The organism is Nocardiopsis sp. JB363 (assembly GCF_900143625.1).
GTDB lineage: Bacteria > Actinomycetota > Actinomycetes > Streptosporangiales > Streptosporangiaceae > Nocardiopsis.
In genome coordinates this window covers 22419-41134 of sequence record NZ_FRFF01000091.1, presented here as the reverse complement: position 1 = coordinate 41134, position 18716 = coordinate 22419, and the positions used below count along the sequence as shown (strand labels likewise).

Below are 18716 nucleotides of genomic sequence, written 5' to 3'. Positions count from 1 at the left end.
GACCCCACAACGGGACGGACGCGTAGGCATCTGGCCCGGCCCACCCCCGACAGGTGGACTCACACCTGTTCTGGTAACACGAAGAGGCCCCGGTTTGGTCACCGGGGCCTCTTTCGCTGTGCCCACTACTGGATGCGGCGATGCGCCGCCATGGAGTCGACCACCTGCTCGAAGCACTCGATCGCGGCTCTTTTCTGGTCGATGATGGGTACCTCGATGAAGCCGAGCTCAGGCGTTCCGGGAACGAGTTCAAAGCCCCGGGGGTGCCCGCCTTCGACGTGGACGTGGCCGACCGACCGCAGGTTGGGGTGGATCCTGGCCCGGTGGGCGCAACAGAGGCTCCTGCCTTCGGTCCGCACCCTGGGCGGGCACCGCAGGTTCTGGGAATCCGACGTCCGCGCCCTGCTGAATCACAGCGAATAGAAGACCCCGCACCCCCGCAGCACACCCGACTCTTCCCCGGCGGGGGTGCGGGACCGCGTGCTCTGGCCGAGAGTCACCAGAGCTCCAGGTGATCTCCGCGACCACCAACGTCTTCTACCGACCCCGCTGACCGTGGTGTCGCCCCGGCCCTCCCGGAGACGACACCACGGCGGGGCCGGTGACCACCGAACCACGTTCGACGCCGCCGATGCCCGTACCGGGCGGTACTTGCGCTGTACTACCGTGTGTCGTAGACGTGCGGTCCGCTGACATGGGTGGACGTCCCGGAATACCCGAGCGGAGGCGACGTGGTCGACTGGCTGACCATGTTGATTCAGATGGTGTCGTTGGCGATGGCCGTGTGGTGCCTCGTCTCGACCTTCCGAGACCAGCCGATGATGGTCCCCCACCTGATCGGCATGGGTGTCCTCTGGCTCCTGGTCCTCGGCCAGGTCGGCGCGATGGTCTTCGCCATGGTCGGCGGTGACCGCCCCGACGATCTGGCGATGGTGATCTCCTACCTGGCGACCGTCGCCCTCCTGCCTCCGGCCAGCGCGGTGTGGGGATTCATGGAGCGCAGCAAGTGGGGACCGGCGGTGATCGCCTTCACCTGCCTCATCCTCCCCGTCCTACTGGTCCGCATCGAGCAGCTGTGGAGCCCCGTTGTCTGACACCGAAGCCGCATCCCAGACCCCCGACCGCACCCTGCGCACGGGACCGGGGCGGCTTCTCGTGGCCGTGTACGCCGTCTTCGCCCTGGCGGCCACCGCCCGGGGCACCTACCAGCTGGTGACACGCTTCGAGGAAGCCCCGCTGGCGTACGCCCTGTCGGTGTTCGCCGGCGTGGTGTACCTGGTGGCGGCGGTCGGCCTGGCCCGCGCGGGCCGCACCTCCCGCCAGGTAGCCCTGGTCTCGGTCTCCGTGGAGATGGTCGGAGTCCTCGTGGTGGGCGCCCTGTCCGAGTTCACCAGCGGGATCTTCCCCGAGGACACCGTCTGGTCGCACTTCGGCAGCGGTTACCTGTTCATTCCCCTGGTCCTGCCGATCCTGGGCCTGTGGTGGATCCTCAAAGTGCACCGCGCCGACCGCGCACGGCTCCGCGAGTGACACGGGACACAGTGGTGCGGACCGCATAGTTCCGGGCGTCGCGGGCAAAGACGTGTGCATGGAGGTACACACGCAGGTCCCCGCCCGGCCTCTCTTCCCCTCATTTCTGGGCGGCGGCGCCGTGCTCGCCGTGTCCCTCGGACTCGTCGCATTCGCGTGGAACGCACACGCCCCCGACCCGATCGAGCACCGCATCTTCCTGGTGCTGTGGTTGTCCGGCTCCGCGATCCTGGCCTGCCACCTGTGGACCGACGCGCGATCGTCACGAGGCGCCTCCCGCAGCCTCTCCACCTTCGCCATCGGGCTCGTCGCGGCCGCCGCCCTCACCACCATGCCCTGGGCGAACCTGGACTCGGCCCTCTGGTACCAGGTGTGGCTGTCGGTCCCGCTCCTGACCGGACTGGCCCTGGTCGCCTTCCGACCCACCCCACGAGACCCTGGCGAAGAATCCTCGCCCCACTAGGCTGACGACCATGTCACAGCCGACTCTTCCCGTGGCCGTCTCCTCCGAGTGGCTCCACGAACACCGTGACCAGGTCGTCCTCGTCGACTCCCGTTGGTACATGGACGGTCGTTCGGGGCGCGACGCGCATCGGGCCGGGCACATCCCCGGTGCCGTGTTCGCCGACGTGGACACCGACCTCGCCGCCCCCGCGAGCGCGGAGGGGGGACGCCACCCGCTGCCCTCCCCCTCGGACTTCGCACGCTCCCTCGGAGCGCTCGGCATCGGCGACACCGCGACAGTGGTGGTCTACGACGACGCCGGGGGTTCGGTCGCCGCTCGAATGGTGTGGATGCTGCGCGCCCTCGGCACCCCCGCGGCCTTCCTCGACGGCGGCGTCCAGACCTGGACCGGCCCGTGGGAAGAGGGCGAGGTGACCGTCGCTCCCGAGCACAGGACCGCGCTGCCGTGGCCCGCCGACCGGATCGTGGACACCGAGGAACTGCGCGCCGAGCTCTCCGACACCGACCGGCTGCTGTTGGACGCACGCGTGTACGGGCGCTTCACCGGCGCCGAACCAGCCCCCGTGGACGCACGGGCGGGACACGTCCCCGGGGCGCGCAGTGCCGAGTGGCCCACCAATCTGGGACCCGACGGACTGCTGGCCGCGCCGGAGACCCTGCGCGAGCGATTCGCCGCCCTGGGCGCGGACTCCGCGCGCACCGTCACCGCCTACTGCGGCTCCGGGGTGACCGCCTGCCACGACCTACTGGCGTTGGAACACGCCGGTTACACCCGCGCTCGCCTGTACCCGGGTTCGTGGAGCCGTTGGAGCGGGGACACGTCGCTCCCGTTGGAGACCGGCGATCCCCAGGCGTGAGCCCCACTCGCACGAAACCACCTCTGACCAGCCCCGATACCCTGGCCCCGCGCTGACCTGCGCGGGCCTTGTCCCTTTTCACCCTCATTGTCCACACGACCGCCTAGGGTGGGCGGGACGGGGAACAACGGAACCGGCGGAACGGGCATTGACCAACCCTTCGACCACGCGAAAGATTCCCGAATCGCATCGTTATCGGAACCAGAGCCCCCGTTCCGGCGTCATAGCGAACAAAGGGTCGTCCGCCCCGGAACCGACAGACGTGCTTCACCGCGAAACGAGGAACTCTGGTGATCGAACTCCTTCTCCTACTGATTCTCATAGTCGGAATCGTGATCGGGGTCCTGATCTACACGCAGCGCTCGCGCTCGCGGAAGCAGGACACCGCTCCCCCACCGCCTCAGGACCCCTTCGCCGCCTCATCGACCACCGACACCGCCGGCGACCCGCTGGCCATCAAGGCCGGTGACATGATCGACTGGGGCAACGAGCGCACCTGGATCCGCGGCACCCTGCGCCTGTCCGAGGGCGGCTACACCTGGTCCGAGCACTTCCTGGAGGTGGAGGGCGGCAAGCGCTGGCTCTCCGTCGAGGAGGACCCCGACGTGGAGCTGGCCCTGTGGGCCGGCCGCCCCGACCTGACCATGGTGCCCCAGGGCAAGAACATCGAGCTCGAAGGTGTCACCTACAAGCTTGAGGAGAAGGGCTCCGGCTCCTACCGTTCCGAGGGCACCACCGGTCTGAAGACCGAGGGCGGCATGGACTACGCGGACTACGAGTCCACCGACGGCAAGCTGCTCGCCTTCGAACGCTTCGACCACGGCAGCTGGGAAGTCAGCACCGGCGAGAAGATCCACGCCGGAACCTTCACGATCTTCCCCGGGAGCTGATTCACCCATGCGTGCGACCATCAGTGCCCCCTTCATCGACACCAACGCAGGCGACCTGGTCTGGACCCTGAATCACCCGCTGGTCGACCCACTCGCCACCCGCACCCTCGTGGTGTCCGGTTTGTCGGTCGAACTCCGTGTGCTGGGCGCCTCGCACCAGGTGGTCCTCGGTGCCGGGCCGGGGGCACCGGTGGAGACGGTCGCCTGTCTGCCGGGGGTTCCCGGCGGGCTTCCCGGCAACGCCGAGCACCCCCTGCCTGGGGTGGGCGACTACCGTTTCGACTCGATCGTCGAGTCGTTGCCTCGCACCGAACTGACCCGCCGGGTGGAGGGGATCCACCAGGAGACCTCGGATTCCCCCGGCGGGCTCATCGTCACCTTCCCCGGTGACCCTCTAGCGGTCACCGCACTGCACCTGACCTCCGGAGGGACCTCGCTGCGTTGGCGAACCTGGCACGCCTATCCGCAAAGCGGCGAACTGGTGACGACGACCACAACCCTGACCCCCTGAAGGAGGCCTCCATGGCCACGACCAACACTCCAAGACACAAGATCGCGGCGGTCGGTGGCGCCACCGCCCTGCTGCTGCTCCTGTCGGCCTGTGGCGGAAGCAACAGCGCCGACTGCCAGCCGAGCGACAGCTCCACCAGCGGCACGACCTCGTCGTCGGCCGATCGCACCCCGAGCCCCTCGCCCACCGACGACTGCGACGGCCGCAGCGGTGGTGGCGGTGGCGGTTTCTTCTTCTTCGGTGGCGGTGGCGGAGGTGGCAACAACTCCAACAGTGGGGGAAGCGGAAGCGACACCCGCGGTGGTGGATCGGGGTTCGGTAAGTAAGCCGAGCTCAGGCCAGTAGTCTGCCGTGTCGGGGGTACCTCACGGTCCCTCCGGACGCACGAGCTTCCCCCGACACGGACGAGGCCATGAACGAAATTCTCAACAGCTCGCTCTACGCCCTGGGTTACGGCGTGGTCGGCACGGTCATCATGCTGCTCGGCTACCTGATCACCGACCTGCTCACCCCGGGCAAACTCCACAAACTGATCTGGGAGGACCGGAACAGGAACGCCATCCTGCTGGTCTCCGCCAACACCCTGGGCGCCGCGATCGTGGTGGTCTCCGCGATCCTGTCCAGCTACTCCGAACTGGGCCTGGGCGCGGGTCTGCTCTCCGCCACGATCTTCGGCCTCATCGGCCTGGTCGTGATGGCTCTGTCCTTCCTGCTGATCGACCTGATCATCCCGGGTCGGGTCAGCCACATGATCAGCGACCCCGAATGGCACCCGGCGACGTGGGTCAGCGCGACCGCGCACTTCTCCATCGCCCTGGTCGTGGCCGCGGCCATCTCCTAGAAGTTCTTCTCCAGAAAGCAGCGGTAGTGTGACCGACACCCCGGCCGCCGAGGCCGCCGACCCCGACACCCCGGGCTCCGCACGGATACGACTTCCGGTGACACCGCGTCTGGCCCGGTTCCTCGTGCTCCTCGCGGTGTTCATCTGTGCCGCCTGTGGCCTGGTGTACGAGTTGGCTCTCGTCGCGATCGGCAGTTACCTGCTGGGCGACACCATCACCCAGGCCTCCGTGGTCCTGTCGGTGATGGTGTTCGCCATGGGTGTGGGTTCGCTGCTGTCCAAGCGCTACCAATCCCGCCCCGCCCTGGCCTTCGCCGTGGTCGAGGGGCTGTTGTCCCTGGTCGGCGGCCTGTCCATCCTGCTGCTGTACGGATCGTTCGCCTGGCTGTCGGCGGCGGCCTACCAGCCGACCCTGGTGCTGTTGGCGTTCCTCATCGGAATGCTCATCGGCATCGAGATCCCGTTGCTGATGACGCTCATCCAGCGCATCCGCAAGCAGGACGCCTCGGAGGCGGTCGCGGACCTGTTCGCCGCCGACTACGTGGGCGGCCTCATCGGTGGCCTGGCCTTCCCGTTCCTGCTGCTGCCGTTGCTGGGCCTGCCCAAGGGCGCCCTCATGGTGGGCGTGCTCAACGCGGTGATCGGTATGGCCGTGGTGCTGTGGCTGTTCCGCACCGAGCTCACCCGCCTCGCGTACGCGGGGCTGACCATCGGGCTCGTGGTCATCGTGACGATCCTGGGGGCGGCCTACTTCTACGCCGAGCGCTTCGAGGTGGACGCCCGGCAGGCCATGTACCGGGATCCGATCGTGCACGCCGACCGCAGCGAGTACCAGGAGATCGTGGTCACCCAGTCCCTGGACGGCAAGGACACACGCCTGTTCCTCAACGGCGACCTGCAGTTCTCCACCTTGGACGAGTACCGGTACCACGAGTCGCTCATCCACCCGGCGATGGCCGGCCCGCACGACGACGTGCTGGTGTTGGGCGGCGGCGACGGCCTGGCCCTGCGGGAGATCCTGCGCTACGACGACGTCGAGTCGGTGAAGCTGGTCGACCTGGACCCCGCGGTGGTCGAGCTGGCCGCCGAGGATCCGGTGATCCGCGAGCTCAACGACGATTCCTTGCGGGATCCCCGGGTCGAGGTGATCAACACCGACGCCTTCCAATGGCTGCGGGACAACGCCGAGGACTTCGACGTGGTCATCGCGGACCTGCCCGACGGCACGGACGTGGGCACCTCGAAGCTGTACACGGTGGAGTTCTACTCGCTGATCGGGCAGGCGATGGAGGGCGACAGCAGGCTGGTCGTCCAGGCCGGTTCACCGTTCTTCGCACCCGACGCCTACTGGGGCGTGAGCCACTCTCTGGAGGAGGCGGGGATCGGGGTCACCCCGTACAACGTGGACGTGCCGACCTTCGGCAACTGGGGCTTCTACCTGGGGACCCTGAACGGCGCGCCCGAGCTGCGCATGCCGGAGGACGCCCCTGAGCTGCGGTACCTGGACGAGCCCCTGTTGGAGGCCGCCCAGGTGTTCCCGATGGACCGCCGGGAAGAGGACGTCCAGGAGTCCACGATGATGCACCCCCGGGTGATCGGCTACCACCAGGACCGGCAGTCCTGGCGCGGGTACTGAACCGCCCCCACGCCGACACCGCACCGACCCCGGAAACGACATCGAGGCCGACGCCCGTGAAGCTCGGGCGTCGGCCTCGTCGCTGTCACCGCGTGGCCTGAGGATCTTGGGCCGGTAGGCGGCCACGCGGTGGATCGGTGTGAGGTGGAATGGCCGCGGGGGGAGCGGGTCACCTTTCGGAGCTCCCCCGCGGTCCGTGATCCATCCTGACCCCGGGCAAGGACGTACGGAGGACGCCACGCCGCCCCGCTCGTCCCGGATGGCAACCCTTGACACAGAATTACCGCCCCTTGCCGGAAAAGCGCTGTTCCGGGTCGGGTGTGGTCGAGTGACCGGTTCCCGGGGTCAGCTGTCGAACCCCATACCCACCGAGTCCAGGCCGCGCAGCCACAGGTTGCGGCGCCCCTCGTTCCGGTCGGCGGAGGCCGTCGCCCGCAGGGTCAGCTCGATGCCGATCGAACGTACCGGCTCCGGTGGGAACGGCAACGGCTTCTCCCGCACCATCCGCAACCTGGTGCGTTCGGTGTCCAGCCCGTCGAGCCGGTCGAGCAGTACCTGCGCCCCGAACCGGGTGGCGCCCACCCCCAGGCCCGTGTATCCGGCCGCGTAGGCCAGCCGTCCGTCATAGGCGTCACCGAAGAACACCGAGAAACGGCTGCACGTGTCGATCACCCCGCCCCACGTATGGCTGAAGCGGATCCCGCGCAGCTGCGGGAAGGTCTCCAGGAAGTGCTCGGCGAGCTTGTGGAAGGTCTCCGGGCGCTGCTCGTATTCGGGCCGCACCCTGCCGCCGTAGTGATGCACGATGTCGTAGCCGCCCCACAGGATCCGGTTGTCGGCGGTGAGCCGGTAGTAGTGGAAGAAGTGGGCGGCGTCGGACACCCCCTCGCGCCCCTTCCAACCGATCGAGTCCCTCTGCTCGTCGGTGAGCGGCTCGGTCATCAGCGCGTAGTCGTAGACCGGGGCCAGATAGTGCTTGAGCCGGCGCAGCGGGCCGGGGAAGGCACCCCCGCCCCAGGCCACCTTGCTCGCGTGCACCGACCCGGTACCGGTCTGTAGACGCAGACCCAGCGGCGTCCGGACGATGTCCCGTACCGGGGAGTTCTCGAAGATCCGCACACCCAGGCGCTCGCAGACGGCCCGCAGTCCCCAGGCCAGCTTCGCCGGGTGCAGCATCGCCACCCCGTCGGGTTCGTGCAGGGCACCGAGGTAGGTGGGCGAGTCGATGCGGTCCCTGGTCCCCTCGGCGTCCCACAGCGGTGTGTCCAGGCCACGCTCGCGCAGGGCGGCGGCGGCCTCCTCCAGGTCCCGGACCTGCCAGGGCGCGGTCGCCACGAGCGTTTCGCCGGTGCGTTCGAACTCGCAGTCGATGTCGTAGCGGCGGACGGTCTCCTCGATGGCGTCGAGGTTGGCCGCGCCCTGGCGTTCGAGTTCGTCGATCTCCTCCGGCCAGCGCTGCTCCCCGTTCTCGAAGCCGTGGGTGAGGCTGGCGGCGCAGAACCCGCCGTTGCGCCCGGAGGCCGCCCAGCCGGTGGTGCGGGCCTCGATCAGGACCACGTCGCGTTCGGGGTCGCGTTCCTTGGCCAGCAGCGCGGTCCACAGCCCGGTGTACCCGGCGCCCACCACGGCCAGGTTCGTGTGGACGTCCTCGGTCAGGGGCGGGGCCGGTTCGGGGACGTCGTGCCCCGGCACGTCGGGGTCGAGCCAGAAGACCCGGGGACGCGCGCCCTCCAGGGCCCGGGACGCCTCGGTGCCGATGTTCTCCACCATGACGGTTCTCTCTTCCCTTCTTCCAGGGCGGGGGTCAGGAGCGGCGACGGACCATGACGATGTTGACGACCGCCATGGCCACCCCGACCGCGAACAGCAGGGTGCCCATCACGTTCACCTGCGGTGGGATTCCCACCCTTGTGGAGCCCCACACCCACAGCGGGAAAGTGGTCACGTCGCCGCTGACGAACGTGGTGATGATGTAGTCGTCGATGGACAGTGCGAAGGCCAGCAGCCCTCCGGCCATGATGGCGGGGAACAGCATCGGCAAGGTGATCAGCCGGAACGTGGTGAAGGGGCCCGCGCCGAGGTCTCGGGCGGCCTCCTCCAACGCCGGGTCCAGGGTGATGACGCGGGCCCTGACGGTGATGGCCACGAAGGACACGCAGAACATCACGTGCGCGATGACGGTCGTCCAGTACCCCGTGGTCACGTTCGCCATCAGGAACGTGGACAGCAGGGCCGCGCCCAGCACCACCTCGGGGGCGCTGATCGCGGAGAACATCACCAGGTTGGTGAGCTGCTTACCGCGGAAGGAGAACCGCCCCAGTGCCAGACCGAGCAGGGTGCCGAGCGTCCCGGCGCCCACCATGGTCAGCAGGGCGATGCTGACCGAGTTGAGCATCGCCTGGGTGAGGTCGGGGTAGGCGAGGATGTCGCCGTACCAGCGCAGGGTGAAGCCCTGCCAGGTGATGTTGTGCTTGCCGGCGGGGTCGTTGAAGCTGAACGCCGCCATGAACAGGATGGGCGTGAACAGCCAGGCCAGGACCAGCCACGTGTAGAGGCGTCCCCAGTCCACGTGGCGGCGCGGCCGGGTCCGGGCGGTCCCAGGTGTGGTCGGCGCAGGGCCGTTCGCGGGGGCCGTCGGAGGACCGACGTCGAGACGGGCGCTCATCAGGCGTGCACCTCCATGACCCGTTCGGTGCCGAGGGCCCGCGCGTATCCGAAGATGCCCAGGAGCAGCAGCCCCATGAGGACGAAGGTGATCGACGCGGCGATCGGGTAGTTGTTGTTGACCAGGTACTGCGTGTGGATGACGTTGCCGATCATGATGTTGTCCGCTCCGCCCAGGACCGAGGCGTTGACGTAGTCGGCGCTGGTGGGGATGAAGGTCATCAGTACGCCGGCGAACACACCCGGCAGGGACACCGGGAGGATCACCTGGGTGAATGCCCGGACCCGACCGGCGTACAGGTCGTGCGCGGCCTCCACGATCCTGTGGTCCATCCGTTCGAGGACCGCGTAGATCGGCAGCACCATGAACGGCAGGAAGTTGTAGGCCAGGCCGAGGACGACGGCGGGTGCGGAGTTGAGCACCTGGAGGTCGGCGGGGGCCAGGCCGATCGACTTCAGGGTCTGGAGCACGATGCCGTTGTCGGCGAGCAGGAAACGCCAGGAGATGGTGCGCAGCACGAACGAGACGAAGAACGGCAGCAGGAGCAGCAGCAGGTAGGCGGACTTGTACGGCCCGGCCCGGAACGCGATCCAGTAGGCCATGGGGTAGCCCACCACAATGCAGATCAGGGTCGCGCAGGCGCCGTAGGACAGGGAGCGCAGGATCTGCTCCCAGTAGGTGCCGACGGCGTCGACGTAGTTGCCCACCTCGAAGGTCTGTTGGAAGCCGGTGACCACGTTGCCCGTGGTCAACGACAGCGACAGCATCCCGCCGATGGGGACCACGAAGAACATCCCCAGCCACGCCCAGGCCGGGAGGACCAGGAGGTAGGGCGTCGCCTTGCGGTTTCTCATGAGATCACTCGGGATCGGTTCGGGGCCGGGTCGGCCGTCAGCTCTGCGTGATTTCCTGGAAGATCGACGCGAACGCGTCCTGGTCGTCGGTCTCCAACGTCACGTAGTTGTGCAGGTTCTGGTAGTCGTCCTCCGTCGGGAAGATCAGTGAGCTCTCCGACATCTCCAGGAGGGCCTCGGCGCGCTCGTCGTCGCTCTCCCCCGCGGCCCACTCGGCCATGACCTCCTGGGTGAGGGGCACCGGCGAGACGTAGTTGATGTACTCGGTGAGTCCGGTGGCGATCTCGGGCTCGTAGAGGAAGTCCATGAGCTTGAGGGCGTCGACGGGCGCCTGCGAGGTGAAGGGGATCATGAGGTTGTCGGTCCAGAGGGTGGCGCCCTCTTCGGGGACGATGAACCTCAGGTCGGTCCCCTCTTCGGCGTTCTGTTGGTAGATGTCGCCGGACCAGGCCATGGTGAGCCACAGGTCGCCGTTGGTGAGCGGCTGGATGAAGTCCTGGTCGTAGTAGGCACGCACGATCCCGGCGTCGCGCTGTTCGCGGAGCTTGTCGGCGGCGGCCTCCCAGTCGGCCTCGTTCGACTCGGAGGGGAAGACGCCGTTGGCCAGCAGGCCGAAGTTGGCGATCTCCTGCGGGTCGCCGAACATGCCCACCTTGCCTTCGAAGGCGGGGTCCCACAGGTCGGCGATGCTCTTGATCTCGCGGTCGACGAACTCCGGGTTGTAGGCGATGCCGGTCACCCCGGAGGCGTAGGGGACGCTGTAGCGGTTACCGGGGTCGAAGGCGCTGTTCTTGTAGAGGTCGCCCGCGTAGTTCGCGAAGTTGGGCAGCTGGAGGTGATCCAGGGGCACCAGGTAGCCGAGTTCGATCAGCTTGGTGAACTCGAAGCCGTTGGTCACGGTCATCATGTCGTAGCCCAGGTCGTCGCCGTTGGCGAGTTTGGGCTGGATCTGCCCGAAGAACGACGAGGTCTCCTGAACGTCCTCGTGGTACTCCACGTCGATGCCGGTGGCCTCGGTGAACTGCGTCAGCTGGGTGCGGTCGGAGTCCATGTACAGGGGCCAGTTGGCCCAGCGCACCGTACCGGTCTCCTCCTTGTCAGCCCAGTAGTCCTCGTCGGCGGTGGTGTCCCGCTGTTGACCGCCGACGCCGCAGGCGGACAGGGCCAGCGCAGCGGCGGCGGCGCCACCGGCCTGAAGGGTGCGGCGGCGGGTGGGTCCGAACGGTGACGGACGACCGCCACGTCGGGCCCGGGTGAGACCACGCAGGAGAGCCGGGTTCAGGTGCGCGCGGAAGGGGTTGTTCATGGGGGGCATTGCGGTGTCGTTCCCTGTAGTGGTGGTTCGGGAGGTAGTCGTGTGACGGGGTCAAGGCAGGGCGTAGGAGTGGTGGGGTTCCCAGGAGAGCCAGACCCGGTCACCGCGGGTCGCGGCCAGGGTGGCGTCGGAGGAGTTCTGCCGGTGGACGATCACTTCGGCGCCTCCGGGCAGGGCTACCTGATAGTGGGTGGAGGCGCCCATGTAGACGGTCTCGCTGACGGTTCCGGGGATCGTCGTCAGCTCGCCTCCGGGGTCCTCCACACCGATCCGGATCTTCTCCGGGCGTACCGTCAGGTGCACCTCGGTTCCGGTGCCGGCGCCTTCGGGAAGCGAGGCGACGAGGGCCGTCGTCCCCGATCCCAGGGCGACCCGGTACGGTCCGGCGCCGTCGGTGTTCTCGACCCTCCCAGGGAGGAGGTTGCCGGTTCCGATGAAGTCGGCGACGAAGCGGGTGGCGGGCCGTTCGTAGATCTGGGCGGGCGTGCCGAGTTGTTCGACGAGGCCGCCGTTCATCACCGCGACCCGGTCGGACATGGTCAGGGCCTCGCCCTGGTCGTGGGTGACGTAGACGAAGGTGATGCCGACCTCGCGCTGGATGCGTTTGAGTTCGACCTGCATGGACTGGCGGAGCTTGAGGTCCAGGGCGCCGAGGGGTTCGTCGAGCAGGAGGGCGCCGGGTTCGTTGACCAGGGCGCGGGCCAGTGCCACGCGTTGCTGTTGGCCGCCGGAGAGCTGTGAGGGGCGGTGCTCGGCCCGGGGACCGAGTTCGACGAGGTCCAGGATCTCGTCGACCCTCCTCTTGATCTCCTTCTTGGGGACGCGGCGTCGTCGCAGTCCGAACGCGACGTTGGCGGCCACGTTCATGTGCGGGAAGAGCGCGTAGCTCTGGAAGACCATGTTGACGTCGCGGTGGTTGGCGGGGACCCCGTTGACGTCGCGGCCGGAGAGGCGGACGACCCCTTCGGTGGGTTCCTCGAACCCGGCGATCATGCGCATCGTGGTCGTCTTGCCGCACCCGGAGGGTCCCAGGAGGGAGAAGAACTCGCCACGGGCGATCTCCAGGTCGATCCCGTCGACGGCCCGCACCGTCTCCGAGCCGGACCGGTAGGACTTGGCGACGCCTTCCAGGCCGATGGCCGGTGCGACCTCGCCCCGCCTCGTCGCCTCGGCGGGCTCCTCTGTACTGCTGTTGGTGGTGACCATGGGGGGTGTTCCCGTCGGATCTGGTACCGGTCGGGCCGAGCCGTCCGACCGGTCGCCCCCGCGGAGCCTCCCTGTCGGACGGTCCGGCTCCACTCAGTCGCCGGTGTAACTCATGACGTGCTTGACGCGGGTGTACTCCTCGAAGGAGTACGTGGACAGGTCCTTGCCGTAGCCGGAGTGTTTGAAGCCGCCGTGCGGCATCTCCGCGGTGATGGGGATGTGGGTGTTGATCCACACGCAACCGAAGTCCAGGCGGCGGGAGACCCGCAGCGCGCGGGCGTGGTCCTTGGTCCACACGCTGGAGGCCAGCCCGTACTCGACCGAGTTGGCCCAGGCCACGGCGGTGTCCTCGTCGGTGAAGCGCTGGACGGTGAGGACCGGGCCGAAGATCTCGTCGGTGACGAGTTCGTCGCCCTGGCGCAGCCCGGAGACGACGGTGGGCGCGTAGAAGTAGCCCTCCTCCCCCACCCGGGAACCGCCGGTGAGGATTTCGGCGTGGTCGGGGGTCCGGTCCAGGAAACCGGTGACCCGGGCCAGCTGGTTCGCGTTGTTGACCGGACCGTAGGCGGCGGCGGGGTCGTCGGGGCCCGCGGTGACGGTGCCCCGGGCCAGTTCGGCCAAGGCTGCGGCGAGGTCGTCGTGGACACCGGGCGCGGCGAGGATCCGGGTGGCGGCCGTGCAGTCCTGACCGGCGTTGAAGAAGCCGGCCTCGGCGATGCCGGCGGCGGTCCTCTCCACGTCGGCGTCGTCGAAGACCACGACGGGCGCCTTGCCGCCGAGTTCGAGGTGGAGTCGTTTGAGGTCGAGGGCGCCGGCCCGCGCCACCTCGAAACCGGCGCGCGTGGAACCGGTGAGGGAGATCAGCGCGGGGACGGGGTGCTCGACGAGCGCGCGGCCGGTGTCCCGGTCGCCGCAGACCACGTTGAGGACGCCGTCGGGCAGGAACTCGGCGGCGATCTCCGCGAGGAGGAGGGTGGAGACCGGGGTGGTGTCGGAAGGCTTGAGGACGATCGTGTTGCCGGCGGCGAGCGCGGGCCCGATCTTCCAGGCGGCCATCGCCATGGGGTAGTTCCACGGGGTGATCTGGCCGACCACGCCGAGGGGTTCGCGGCGGATCCAGGAGGTGTGGTCGCGCAGGTACTCGGCGGCGGCGCGGCCTTCCAGGTTCCGGGTGGCGCCGGCGAAGAAGCGGAGCGCGTCCAGGACCTGGCCGATCTCCTCGGACCTGGTGAGGGCGATCGGTTTGCCGCAGTTGCGGACCTCGGCGGCGACGAGTTCGTCGGAGCGGGCCTCCACCGCGTCGGCGAACCTGTTGAGCGCGATCTGCCGTTCGGCGGGGGTCCAGTCACGCCAGTCCTCCTCGAAGGCGCGTCGGGCGACCTTGAAGGCGGCGTCGACGTCCTCCGCGCCGGAGATGGGGGCGGTGGCGAAGACCTTGCCGGTGGCGGGGTCGACGAGGTCGGCGCGACGGCCCTCGACGGAGTCCACGTATCGGCCGCCGACGAAGTTGCGGAGGTGATCGAGTTCGGGCCCCTGGCTCACGACGGCTCCCCTGCGGTCGGCGCGTCACGGCGCGCGACGGACTGTGATCTGCAACATTGCCGGCCCCGTGTTCCGAGTTCAAGAGGTGGCGAGGGATTCCGTTGTAAAGATTGAGATTCCCTACGGATACTTGACACGGGAGTACAAGATGCGACTATTTCTGTTGAGAAAGGCGCGTTGGAATTCGTGGCCCCGCACACGGCCCGTTCCGCTCACCGCACCGCCCAGAGAACTCGGAGAGCTCCAGTGGAACCTCGTCTGAACTCGAAGAACCTGCAACGGGCCGCCAAGGATCACCTGTGGATGCACTTCACGGAGATGGCCGCGTACCGGGAGGCCGACGTTCCGGTCATCACCCGGGGCGAAGGTGAGTACGTCTACGACGACCGGGGCGAGCGCTACCTCGACGGGCTCTCGGGCCTGTTCGTCTCCCAGGTGGGCCATGGGCGGGCCGAGATCGCCGACGCCATCGCGGAACAGGCCCGTGAACTCGCCTACTTCCCGATCTGGACCTACGCCCACCCCAAGGCCATCGAACTCGCCGACCGGATCGCCGGCCTCGCCCCGGGCGACCTCGACCGGGTCTTCTTCACCACCAGCGGCTCCGAGGCGGTGGAGTCCGCCTGGAAACTCGCCCGGCAGTACTTCAAGGCCGTCGGGCAGCCCACCCGGCACAAGGTGATCAGCCGCAGGATCGCCTACCACGGCACCACCATGGGCGCGCTGTCCATCACCGGACTCCAGGACATCAAGAGCCCCTTCGAACCCCTGGTCCCCAGCACCATCCAGGTGCCCAACACCAACCACTACCGCGCCCCGGTCCACGGGGACGACCCCGAGGCGTTCGGGCGCTGGGCCGCCGACCAGATCGAGGAGGCCATCCTCCAGAACGGCCCGGAGACCGTGGCCGCGGTGTACGTGGAGCCGGTGCAGAACTCCGGCGGTTGTTTCCCGCCCCCGCCCGGGTACCTGCGAAGGGTCCGCCGGATCTGTGACCGGTACGGGGTCCTGATGGTCTCGGACGAGGTGATCTGCGCGTTCGGCCGGTTGGGCGAGTACTTCGGCGCGACCAAGTACGGCTACGTACCGGACATGATCACCTTCGCCAAGGGGGCGACGAGCGGATACGTGCCGCTGGGCGGAGTGATCGCCCGAGAGGGACTGATGGCCCCCTTCCAGGAGGACGGGGCGGCGTTCCTGCACGGGATCACGTTCGCGGGCCACCCGGTCGCCGCCGCCGCCGCGCTGGCCAACCTCGACCTGTTCGAGAGCGAGGGCCTGCTGGACAACGTCCGCGAGAACGGGCCCGTGTTCCGGCAGACCCTGGAAAGACTCCTGGACCTGCCCATCGTCGGCGACGTGCGCGGTGACGGGTTCTTCTACGGGATCGAGCTGGTCCGGGACAAGGAGACCAAGGAGAGCTTCAGCGCGGAGGAGTCCAAGACCCTCCTGAAGGGGTTCATCTCCTCGTCACTGTTCGAGTCCGGGCTGATCTGCCGCGCGGACGACCGAGGCGAACCCGTGATCCAGCTCGCCCCACCGCTGACCTGCGGACCGGCGCACTTCGAGGAGATCGAACGGATCCTGCGCAAGGTCCTCACCGAGGCGTGGGATCTCTTGTAGGCCCCGTCGGCCTCTCTCCGATTCCTTACCGGAAGAGCCGGTCCGCCGCCCCTGGTCACACCCTTCCCGGGGCGGCGGACCCTCCTGCTCGGGACCCACCGGGACCTACCGGGACTACCGGGACCTACTCGGGTCCTGCGTGCTCCAGGGCGGCGAGGGCGGTGACGGCCCCCAACTCCCAGCAGGCCTCCCGGGCCTCGGCGTCGGGGCGGCCCGTCACCGTCACCGGGGGCCGGTGCCGTTCCCACCCCATGCCCTTGGCGATGGACTCCACCGAACGCACCGCGCCGGAGGTGTCGTTGTCGCCGTGCACGTACAGGGAGAACGGCATCCCCTTCCGGTCGACCTGGACCGGGTAGTACACCGTGTCGAAGAAGTGCTTGAGCGCACCCGACATGTAACCGATGTTGGCGGGTGTACCGAGGATCACCGCGTCGGCCGCCAACAGGTCGGACGGCGTCGCCGCCAGTGCCGCCCTGACCTGGACCTCCACCCCTTCGACGTCGTCGTCGCGCGCACCCTCCAGGACCGCGTCCAGGAGTTCGCGCGTGGCGGGCGATACGGTGTGGTGAACGATGAGCAGTCGTGCCATGCGCCCACCTTCTCAGAACCGATCGGCGCGGGCCGGCGTCCCACCCTTCACCGAGACCCTCACGTCCAAGGCATCGCTCCGGGTCCACGTCGACCTCGACTCTCACCCCTTCGGTATCGTCGAAGCGTGCCTCTCCCTCTTGGAACCGACACAAGTCGGGCGGCGTCTCAGCCAACGGCACAACATCAGTCTTCAGAAAGCCAGGCCCCGCCATGAGTCAGCCTCCTCCCTACGGACCTCCGCCCCCCGGTGGGCAACCGCCCATGGGGCCGCCTCCCGGAGGAATGCCTCCCGGCGGCCCGCCCCCTCCCGGCGGACCCTATGGAGGTCCGCCGCCCCCCGGCGGGCCCTACGGAGGTCCGCCGCCGATGGGTCCCCCTCCCGGTGGGCCCTACGGTCAGCCGCAGCCGAAGAAGTCCTCGCCCTGGCTGTGGATCAGCCTGGGTTGTGGTGGCCTCTTCGTGATCGGCGTGGTCCTGGTCGTCCTGCTCGTCTTCGTCTTCGGTGACTCCGGTGAGGGCGAGGGCGGCAGCGCCGAGGGCAGCGGCAGCGGGTCCGAGGGCACGGGCGAGGACGAGAACGGAACCGGCTCCGGTTCTGGTTCCGGATCCGACACCGAATCCGGGCTGGGCAACGAGACGCGTTCCAACCCCGACATGCCGGGCATCGGCGAAACGGTGGAGCACGACGGTCTGCGCTTCACCATCACCCAGATCGACGCGGGTCTCCCCGAGGCCGGCGACCACACCCCGATCGGCGAGTACGTCGCGGTGTGGATCGAGCTCGAACCGGCCGGTTCGGCCTCCGACGACTTCTGGCGCGACGAGCAGCACCTCTACACCTACGACGGTCAAGAGATCGAAGAGGACTACGACGCCACCGGGGACTACACCGAGGACAGCATGCTCATCGATCTGCAGCCCGGTGAGAGCTACGAGACCGCGATCGTGTTCGACGTGGAGGACCCCTCGCAGATCTCCCACATGGGTCTGAGCGCCGAGACCCTCGGCGGCAACGAGGTCGAGATCGACGTCACCGGCTGACGCGGGACACCGACGTCGCCGCCGACGTCGCACGGGTGGGGCCGCCGGATTCGATCCGGCGGCCCCGACGCATGTACGCGGACATGAAATTTCCCCGTCGAGAGCTCTCTAACTTGTTCGATCCTCTGAATAAATAATGCCCCATAAAGGTTATATATCCCCATACGGCACAAGTGCGAATGTGGTTAACCCACTCTTATCCTGCCCGCCCGGATGTCGGATATTGACCGGTCATTCATCTCTTATCTAAGGTGCGGTCTCTATAGCGCAGGTCAGGTGCTCGACCAGGAGCGAGGGAACCATGCCGCACAATGTCCGGGCCGCACTCGTACAGACCGAGTGGACCGGAGACACCGCATCCATGCTGGACGTCCACGAGCGGTACGCGCGTGAAGCCGCCGCGCAGGGCGCCGGGATCATCGGGTTCCAGGAGGTGTTCAACGCCCCCTACTTCTGCCAGGTGCAGGAACCCGAACACCACCGCTGGGCCGAGCCCGTACCCGACGGCCCCACCGTCACACGTTTCCAGGCGCTCGCCGAGGAACTGAACATGGTGATGGTCCTGCCGATCTTCGAGGTCGAGAAGCCCGGTTTCTATTACAACACCGCCGCCGTCATCGACGCCGACGGCACCTATCTCGGCAAGTACCGAAAGCACCACATTCCACAGGTCAAAGGGTTCTGGGAGAAGTACTACTTCCGTCCCGGAAACCTCGGCTGGCCGGTGTTCGACACCGCGGTCGGCCGCGTCGGCGTCTACATCTGCTACGACCGGCACTTCCCCGAGGGCTGGCGTGCCCTGGGCCTGGCCGGCGCGCAACTGGTCTACAACCCGTCGGCGACCAGCCGTGGCCTGTCCGCGCACCTGTGGAAGCTCGAACAACCCGCAGCCGCCGTGGCCAACGAGTACTTCGTCGCCGCCATCAACCGGGTCGGCCGTGAGGAGTACGGCGACAACGACTTCTACGGCAGCAGCTACTTCGTCGACCCTCGCGGACAGTTCGTGGGCGAGGTCGCCTCCGACACCAAGGCCGAACTGGTCGTCCGCGACCTGGATCTGGACATGGTCGAGGAGGTCCGTCAGCAGTGGGCGTTCTACCGCGATCGCAGGCCCGACGCCTACGGCCCGCTGACGGAGGGATGAGA

At 68.1% G+C, this 18716-nt stretch carries 19 protein-coding genes; 12 read left to right on the top strand and 7 right to left on the bottom strand.

Annotation, left to right across the window (positions count from 1 at the left end):
* Positions 1-731 precede the first annotated feature (731 nt).
* The 9 genes from BQ8420_RS13695 to BQ8420_RS13655 all read left to right on the top strand — a co-directional run bounded on the left by BQ8420_RS13695 (position 732) and on the right by BQ8420_RS13655 (position 6730).
* A complete protein-coding gene (locus tag BQ8420_RS13695; protein WP_087099097.1) occupies positions 732-1094 on the top strand; it encodes a hypothetical protein in 363 nt (120 codons plus the stop codon).
* On the top strand, positions 1087-1530 hold the full coding sequence (locus BQ8420_RS13690; RefSeq protein ID WP_087099045.1) for a hypothetical protein: 444 nt from the start codon (positions 1087-1089) through the stop codon (positions 1528-1530). Before BQ8420_RS13695 ends, BQ8420_RS13690 begins: the two co-directional genes overlap by 8 nt.
* Positions 1531-1588: 58 nt before the next feature.
* Positions 1589-1993: a hypothetical protein gene (locus BQ8420_RS13685; protein ID WP_087099043.1), complete on the top strand. Its 405-nt coding sequence runs from the start codon at positions 1589-1591 to the stop codon at positions 1991-1993.
* Between the two features lie 10 nt (positions 1994-2003).
* Positions 2004-2852: a sulfurtransferase gene (locus tag BQ8420_RS13680; protein ID WP_087099041.1), complete on the top strand. Its 849-nt coding sequence runs from the start codon at positions 2004-2006 to the stop codon at positions 2850-2852.
* A gap of 290 nt (positions 2853-3142) precedes the next feature.
* Complete coding sequence (locus BQ8420_RS13675; protein ID WP_087099039.1) at positions 3143-3742, top strand: DUF4178 domain-containing protein; 600 nt, start codon at positions 3143-3145, stop codon at positions 3740-3742.
* Between the two features lie 7 nt (positions 3743-3749).
* Complete coding sequence (locus tag BQ8420_RS13670) at positions 3750-4253, top strand: DUF2617 family protein (protein WP_087099037.1); 504 nt, start codon at positions 3750-3752, stop codon at positions 4251-4253.
* Positions 4254-4264: 11 nt separating this feature from the next.
* On the top strand, positions 4265-4579 hold the full coding sequence (locus BQ8420_RS13665) for a hypothetical protein (protein WP_087099035.1): 315 nt from the start codon (positions 4265-4267) through the stop codon (positions 4577-4579).
* 86 nt (positions 4580-4665) lie between these two features.
* Entirely contained in the window at positions 4666-5094 is a 429-nt protein-coding gene (locus tag BQ8420_RS13660) for a DUF350 domain-containing protein (protein WP_087099032.1), read from the top strand.
* Positions 5095-5122: 28 nt separating this feature from the next.
* Positions 5123-6730, top strand: a complete 1608-nt coding sequence (locus BQ8420_RS13655) for a polyamine aminopropyltransferase (RefSeq protein WP_087099030.1) — start codon at positions 5123-5125, stop codon at positions 6728-6730.
* Positions 6731-7075: 345 nt separating this feature from the next.
* On the opposite strand, the gene BQ8420_RS13650 is transcribed toward BQ8420_RS13655, so the two are convergent.
* The 6 genes from BQ8420_RS13650 to BQ8420_RS13625 form a co-directional block, all read right to left on the bottom strand.
* The gene (locus BQ8420_RS13650) at positions 7076-8500 is read right to left on the bottom strand and encodes an FAD-binding oxidoreductase (protein ID WP_087099028.1); all 1425 of its coding nucleotides are present in this window, start codon (positions 8498-8500) and stop codon (positions 7076-7078) included.
* A 34-nt stretch (positions 8501-8534) separates the two neighbouring features.
* On the bottom strand, positions 8535-9395 hold the full coding sequence (locus BQ8420_RS13645) for an ABC transporter permease (RefSeq protein WP_087099026.1): 861 nt from the start codon (positions 9393-9395) through the stop codon (positions 8535-8537).
* On the bottom strand, positions 9395-10249 hold the full coding sequence (locus BQ8420_RS13640; RefSeq protein WP_087099025.1) for an ABC transporter permease: 855 nt from the start codon (positions 10247-10249) through the stop codon (positions 9395-9397). The genes BQ8420_RS13645 and BQ8420_RS13640 overlap by 1 nt, the downstream gene beginning before the upstream one ends.
* Before the next feature lie 37 nt (positions 10250-10286).
* A complete protein-coding gene (locus BQ8420_RS13635; RefSeq protein WP_087099095.1) occupies positions 10287-11555 on the bottom strand; it encodes a PotD/PotF family extracellular solute-binding protein in 1269 nt (422 codons plus the stop codon).
* A gap of 60 nt (positions 11556-11615) precedes the next feature.
* Positions 11616-12770 (bottom strand): ABC transporter ATP-binding protein, encoded by a 1155-nt coding sequence (locus BQ8420_RS13630; protein ID WP_087099024.1) that lies wholly within the window; start codon positions 12768-12770, stop codon positions 11616-11618.
* 93 nt (positions 12771-12863) lie between these two features.
* Positions 12864-14312, bottom strand: coding sequence for a gamma-aminobutyraldehyde dehydrogenase (locus tag BQ8420_RS13625; RefSeq protein WP_087099022.1), 1449 nt, complete (start codon positions 14310-14312; stop codon positions 12864-12866).
* A 246-nt stretch (positions 14313-14558) separates the two neighbouring features.
* Between BQ8420_RS13625 and BQ8420_RS13620 the strand changes: the two genes are divergently transcribed.
* A complete protein-coding gene (locus BQ8420_RS13620; RefSeq protein ID WP_087099020.1) occupies positions 14559-15935 on the top strand; it encodes an aspartate aminotransferase family protein in 1377 nt (458 codons plus the stop codon).
* A 124-nt stretch (positions 15936-16059) separates the two neighbouring features.
* On the opposite strand, the gene BQ8420_RS13615 is transcribed toward BQ8420_RS13620, so the two are convergent.
* Positions 16060-16527, bottom strand: coding sequence for a flavodoxin family protein (locus BQ8420_RS13615; RefSeq protein WP_087099018.1), 468 nt, complete (start codon positions 16525-16527; stop codon positions 16060-16062).
* A gap of 368 nt (positions 16528-16895) precedes the next feature.
* On the opposite strand from BQ8420_RS13615, the gene BQ8420_RS13610 reads away from it, so the two are divergent.
* Positions 16896-17570 carry a DUF4352 domain-containing protein gene (locus BQ8420_RS13610; protein WP_235006179.1) on the top strand — a complete coding sequence of 225 codons (675 nt, stop codon included), beginning with the start codon at positions 16896-16898 and terminating at the stop codon, positions 17568-17570.
* A 301-nt stretch (positions 17571-17871) separates the two neighbouring features.
* Complete coding sequence (locus BQ8420_RS13605; protein ID WP_087099014.1) at positions 17872-18714, top strand: nitrilase-related carbon-nitrogen hydrolase; 843 nt, start codon at positions 17872-17874, stop codon at positions 18712-18714.
* Positions 18715-18716 lie beyond the last annotated feature (2 nt).

Excerpts from the sequence above, each read along its gene's own strand:
- BQ8420_RS13630 (WP_087099024.1), bottom strand. The coding sequence starts at position 12,770 with ATGGTCACCACCAACAGCAGTACAGAGGAGCCCGCCGAGGCGACGAGG.
- BQ8420_RS13635 (WP_087099095.1), bottom strand. The coding sequence starts at position 11,555 with ATGAACAACCCCTTCCGCGCGCACCTGAACCCGGCTCTCCTGCGTGGT.
- BQ8420_RS13605 (WP_087099014.1), top strand. The coding sequence starts at position 17,872 with ATGCCGCACAATGTCCGGGCCGCACTCGTACAGACCGAGTGGACCGGA.
- BQ8420_RS13615 (WP_087099018.1), bottom strand. The coding sequence starts at position 16,527 with ATGGCACGACTGCTCATCGTTCACCACACCGTATCGCCCGCCACGCGC.
- BQ8420_RS13640 (WP_087099025.1), bottom strand. The coding sequence starts at position 10,249 with ATGAGAAACCGCAAGGCGACGCCCTACCTCCTGGTCCTCCCGGCCTGG.
- BQ8420_RS13660 (WP_087099032.1), top strand. The coding sequence starts at position 4,666 with ATGAACGAAATTCTCAACAGCTCGCTCTACGCCCTGGGTTACGGCGTG.
- BQ8420_RS13680 (WP_087099041.1), top strand. The coding sequence starts at position 2,004 with ATGTCACAGCCGACTCTTCCCGTGGCCGTCTCCTCCGAGTGGCTCCAC.
- BQ8420_RS13645 (WP_087099026.1), bottom strand. The coding sequence starts at position 9,395 with ATGAGCGCCCGTCTCGACGTCGGTCCTCCGACGGCCCCCGCGAACGGC.
- BQ8420_RS13650 (WP_087099028.1), bottom strand. The coding sequence starts at position 8,500 with ATGGTGGAGAACATCGGCACCGAGGCGTCCCGGGCCCTGGAGGGCGCG.
- BQ8420_RS13610 (WP_235006179.1), top strand. The coding sequence starts at position 16,896 with ATGGGTCCCCCTCCCGGTGGGCCCTACGGTCAGCCGCAGCCGAAGAAG.
- BQ8420_RS13665 (WP_087099035.1), top strand. The coding sequence starts at position 4,265 with ATGGCCACGACCAACACTCCAAGACACAAGATCGCGGCGGTCGGTGGC.
- BQ8420_RS13685 (WP_087099043.1), top strand. The coding sequence starts at position 1,589 with ATGGAGGTACACACGCAGGTCCCCGCCCGGCCTCTCTTCCCCTCATTT.
- BQ8420_RS13670 (WP_087099037.1), top strand. The coding sequence starts at position 3,750 with ATGCGTGCGACCATCAGTGCCCCCTTCATCGACACCAACGCAGGCGAC.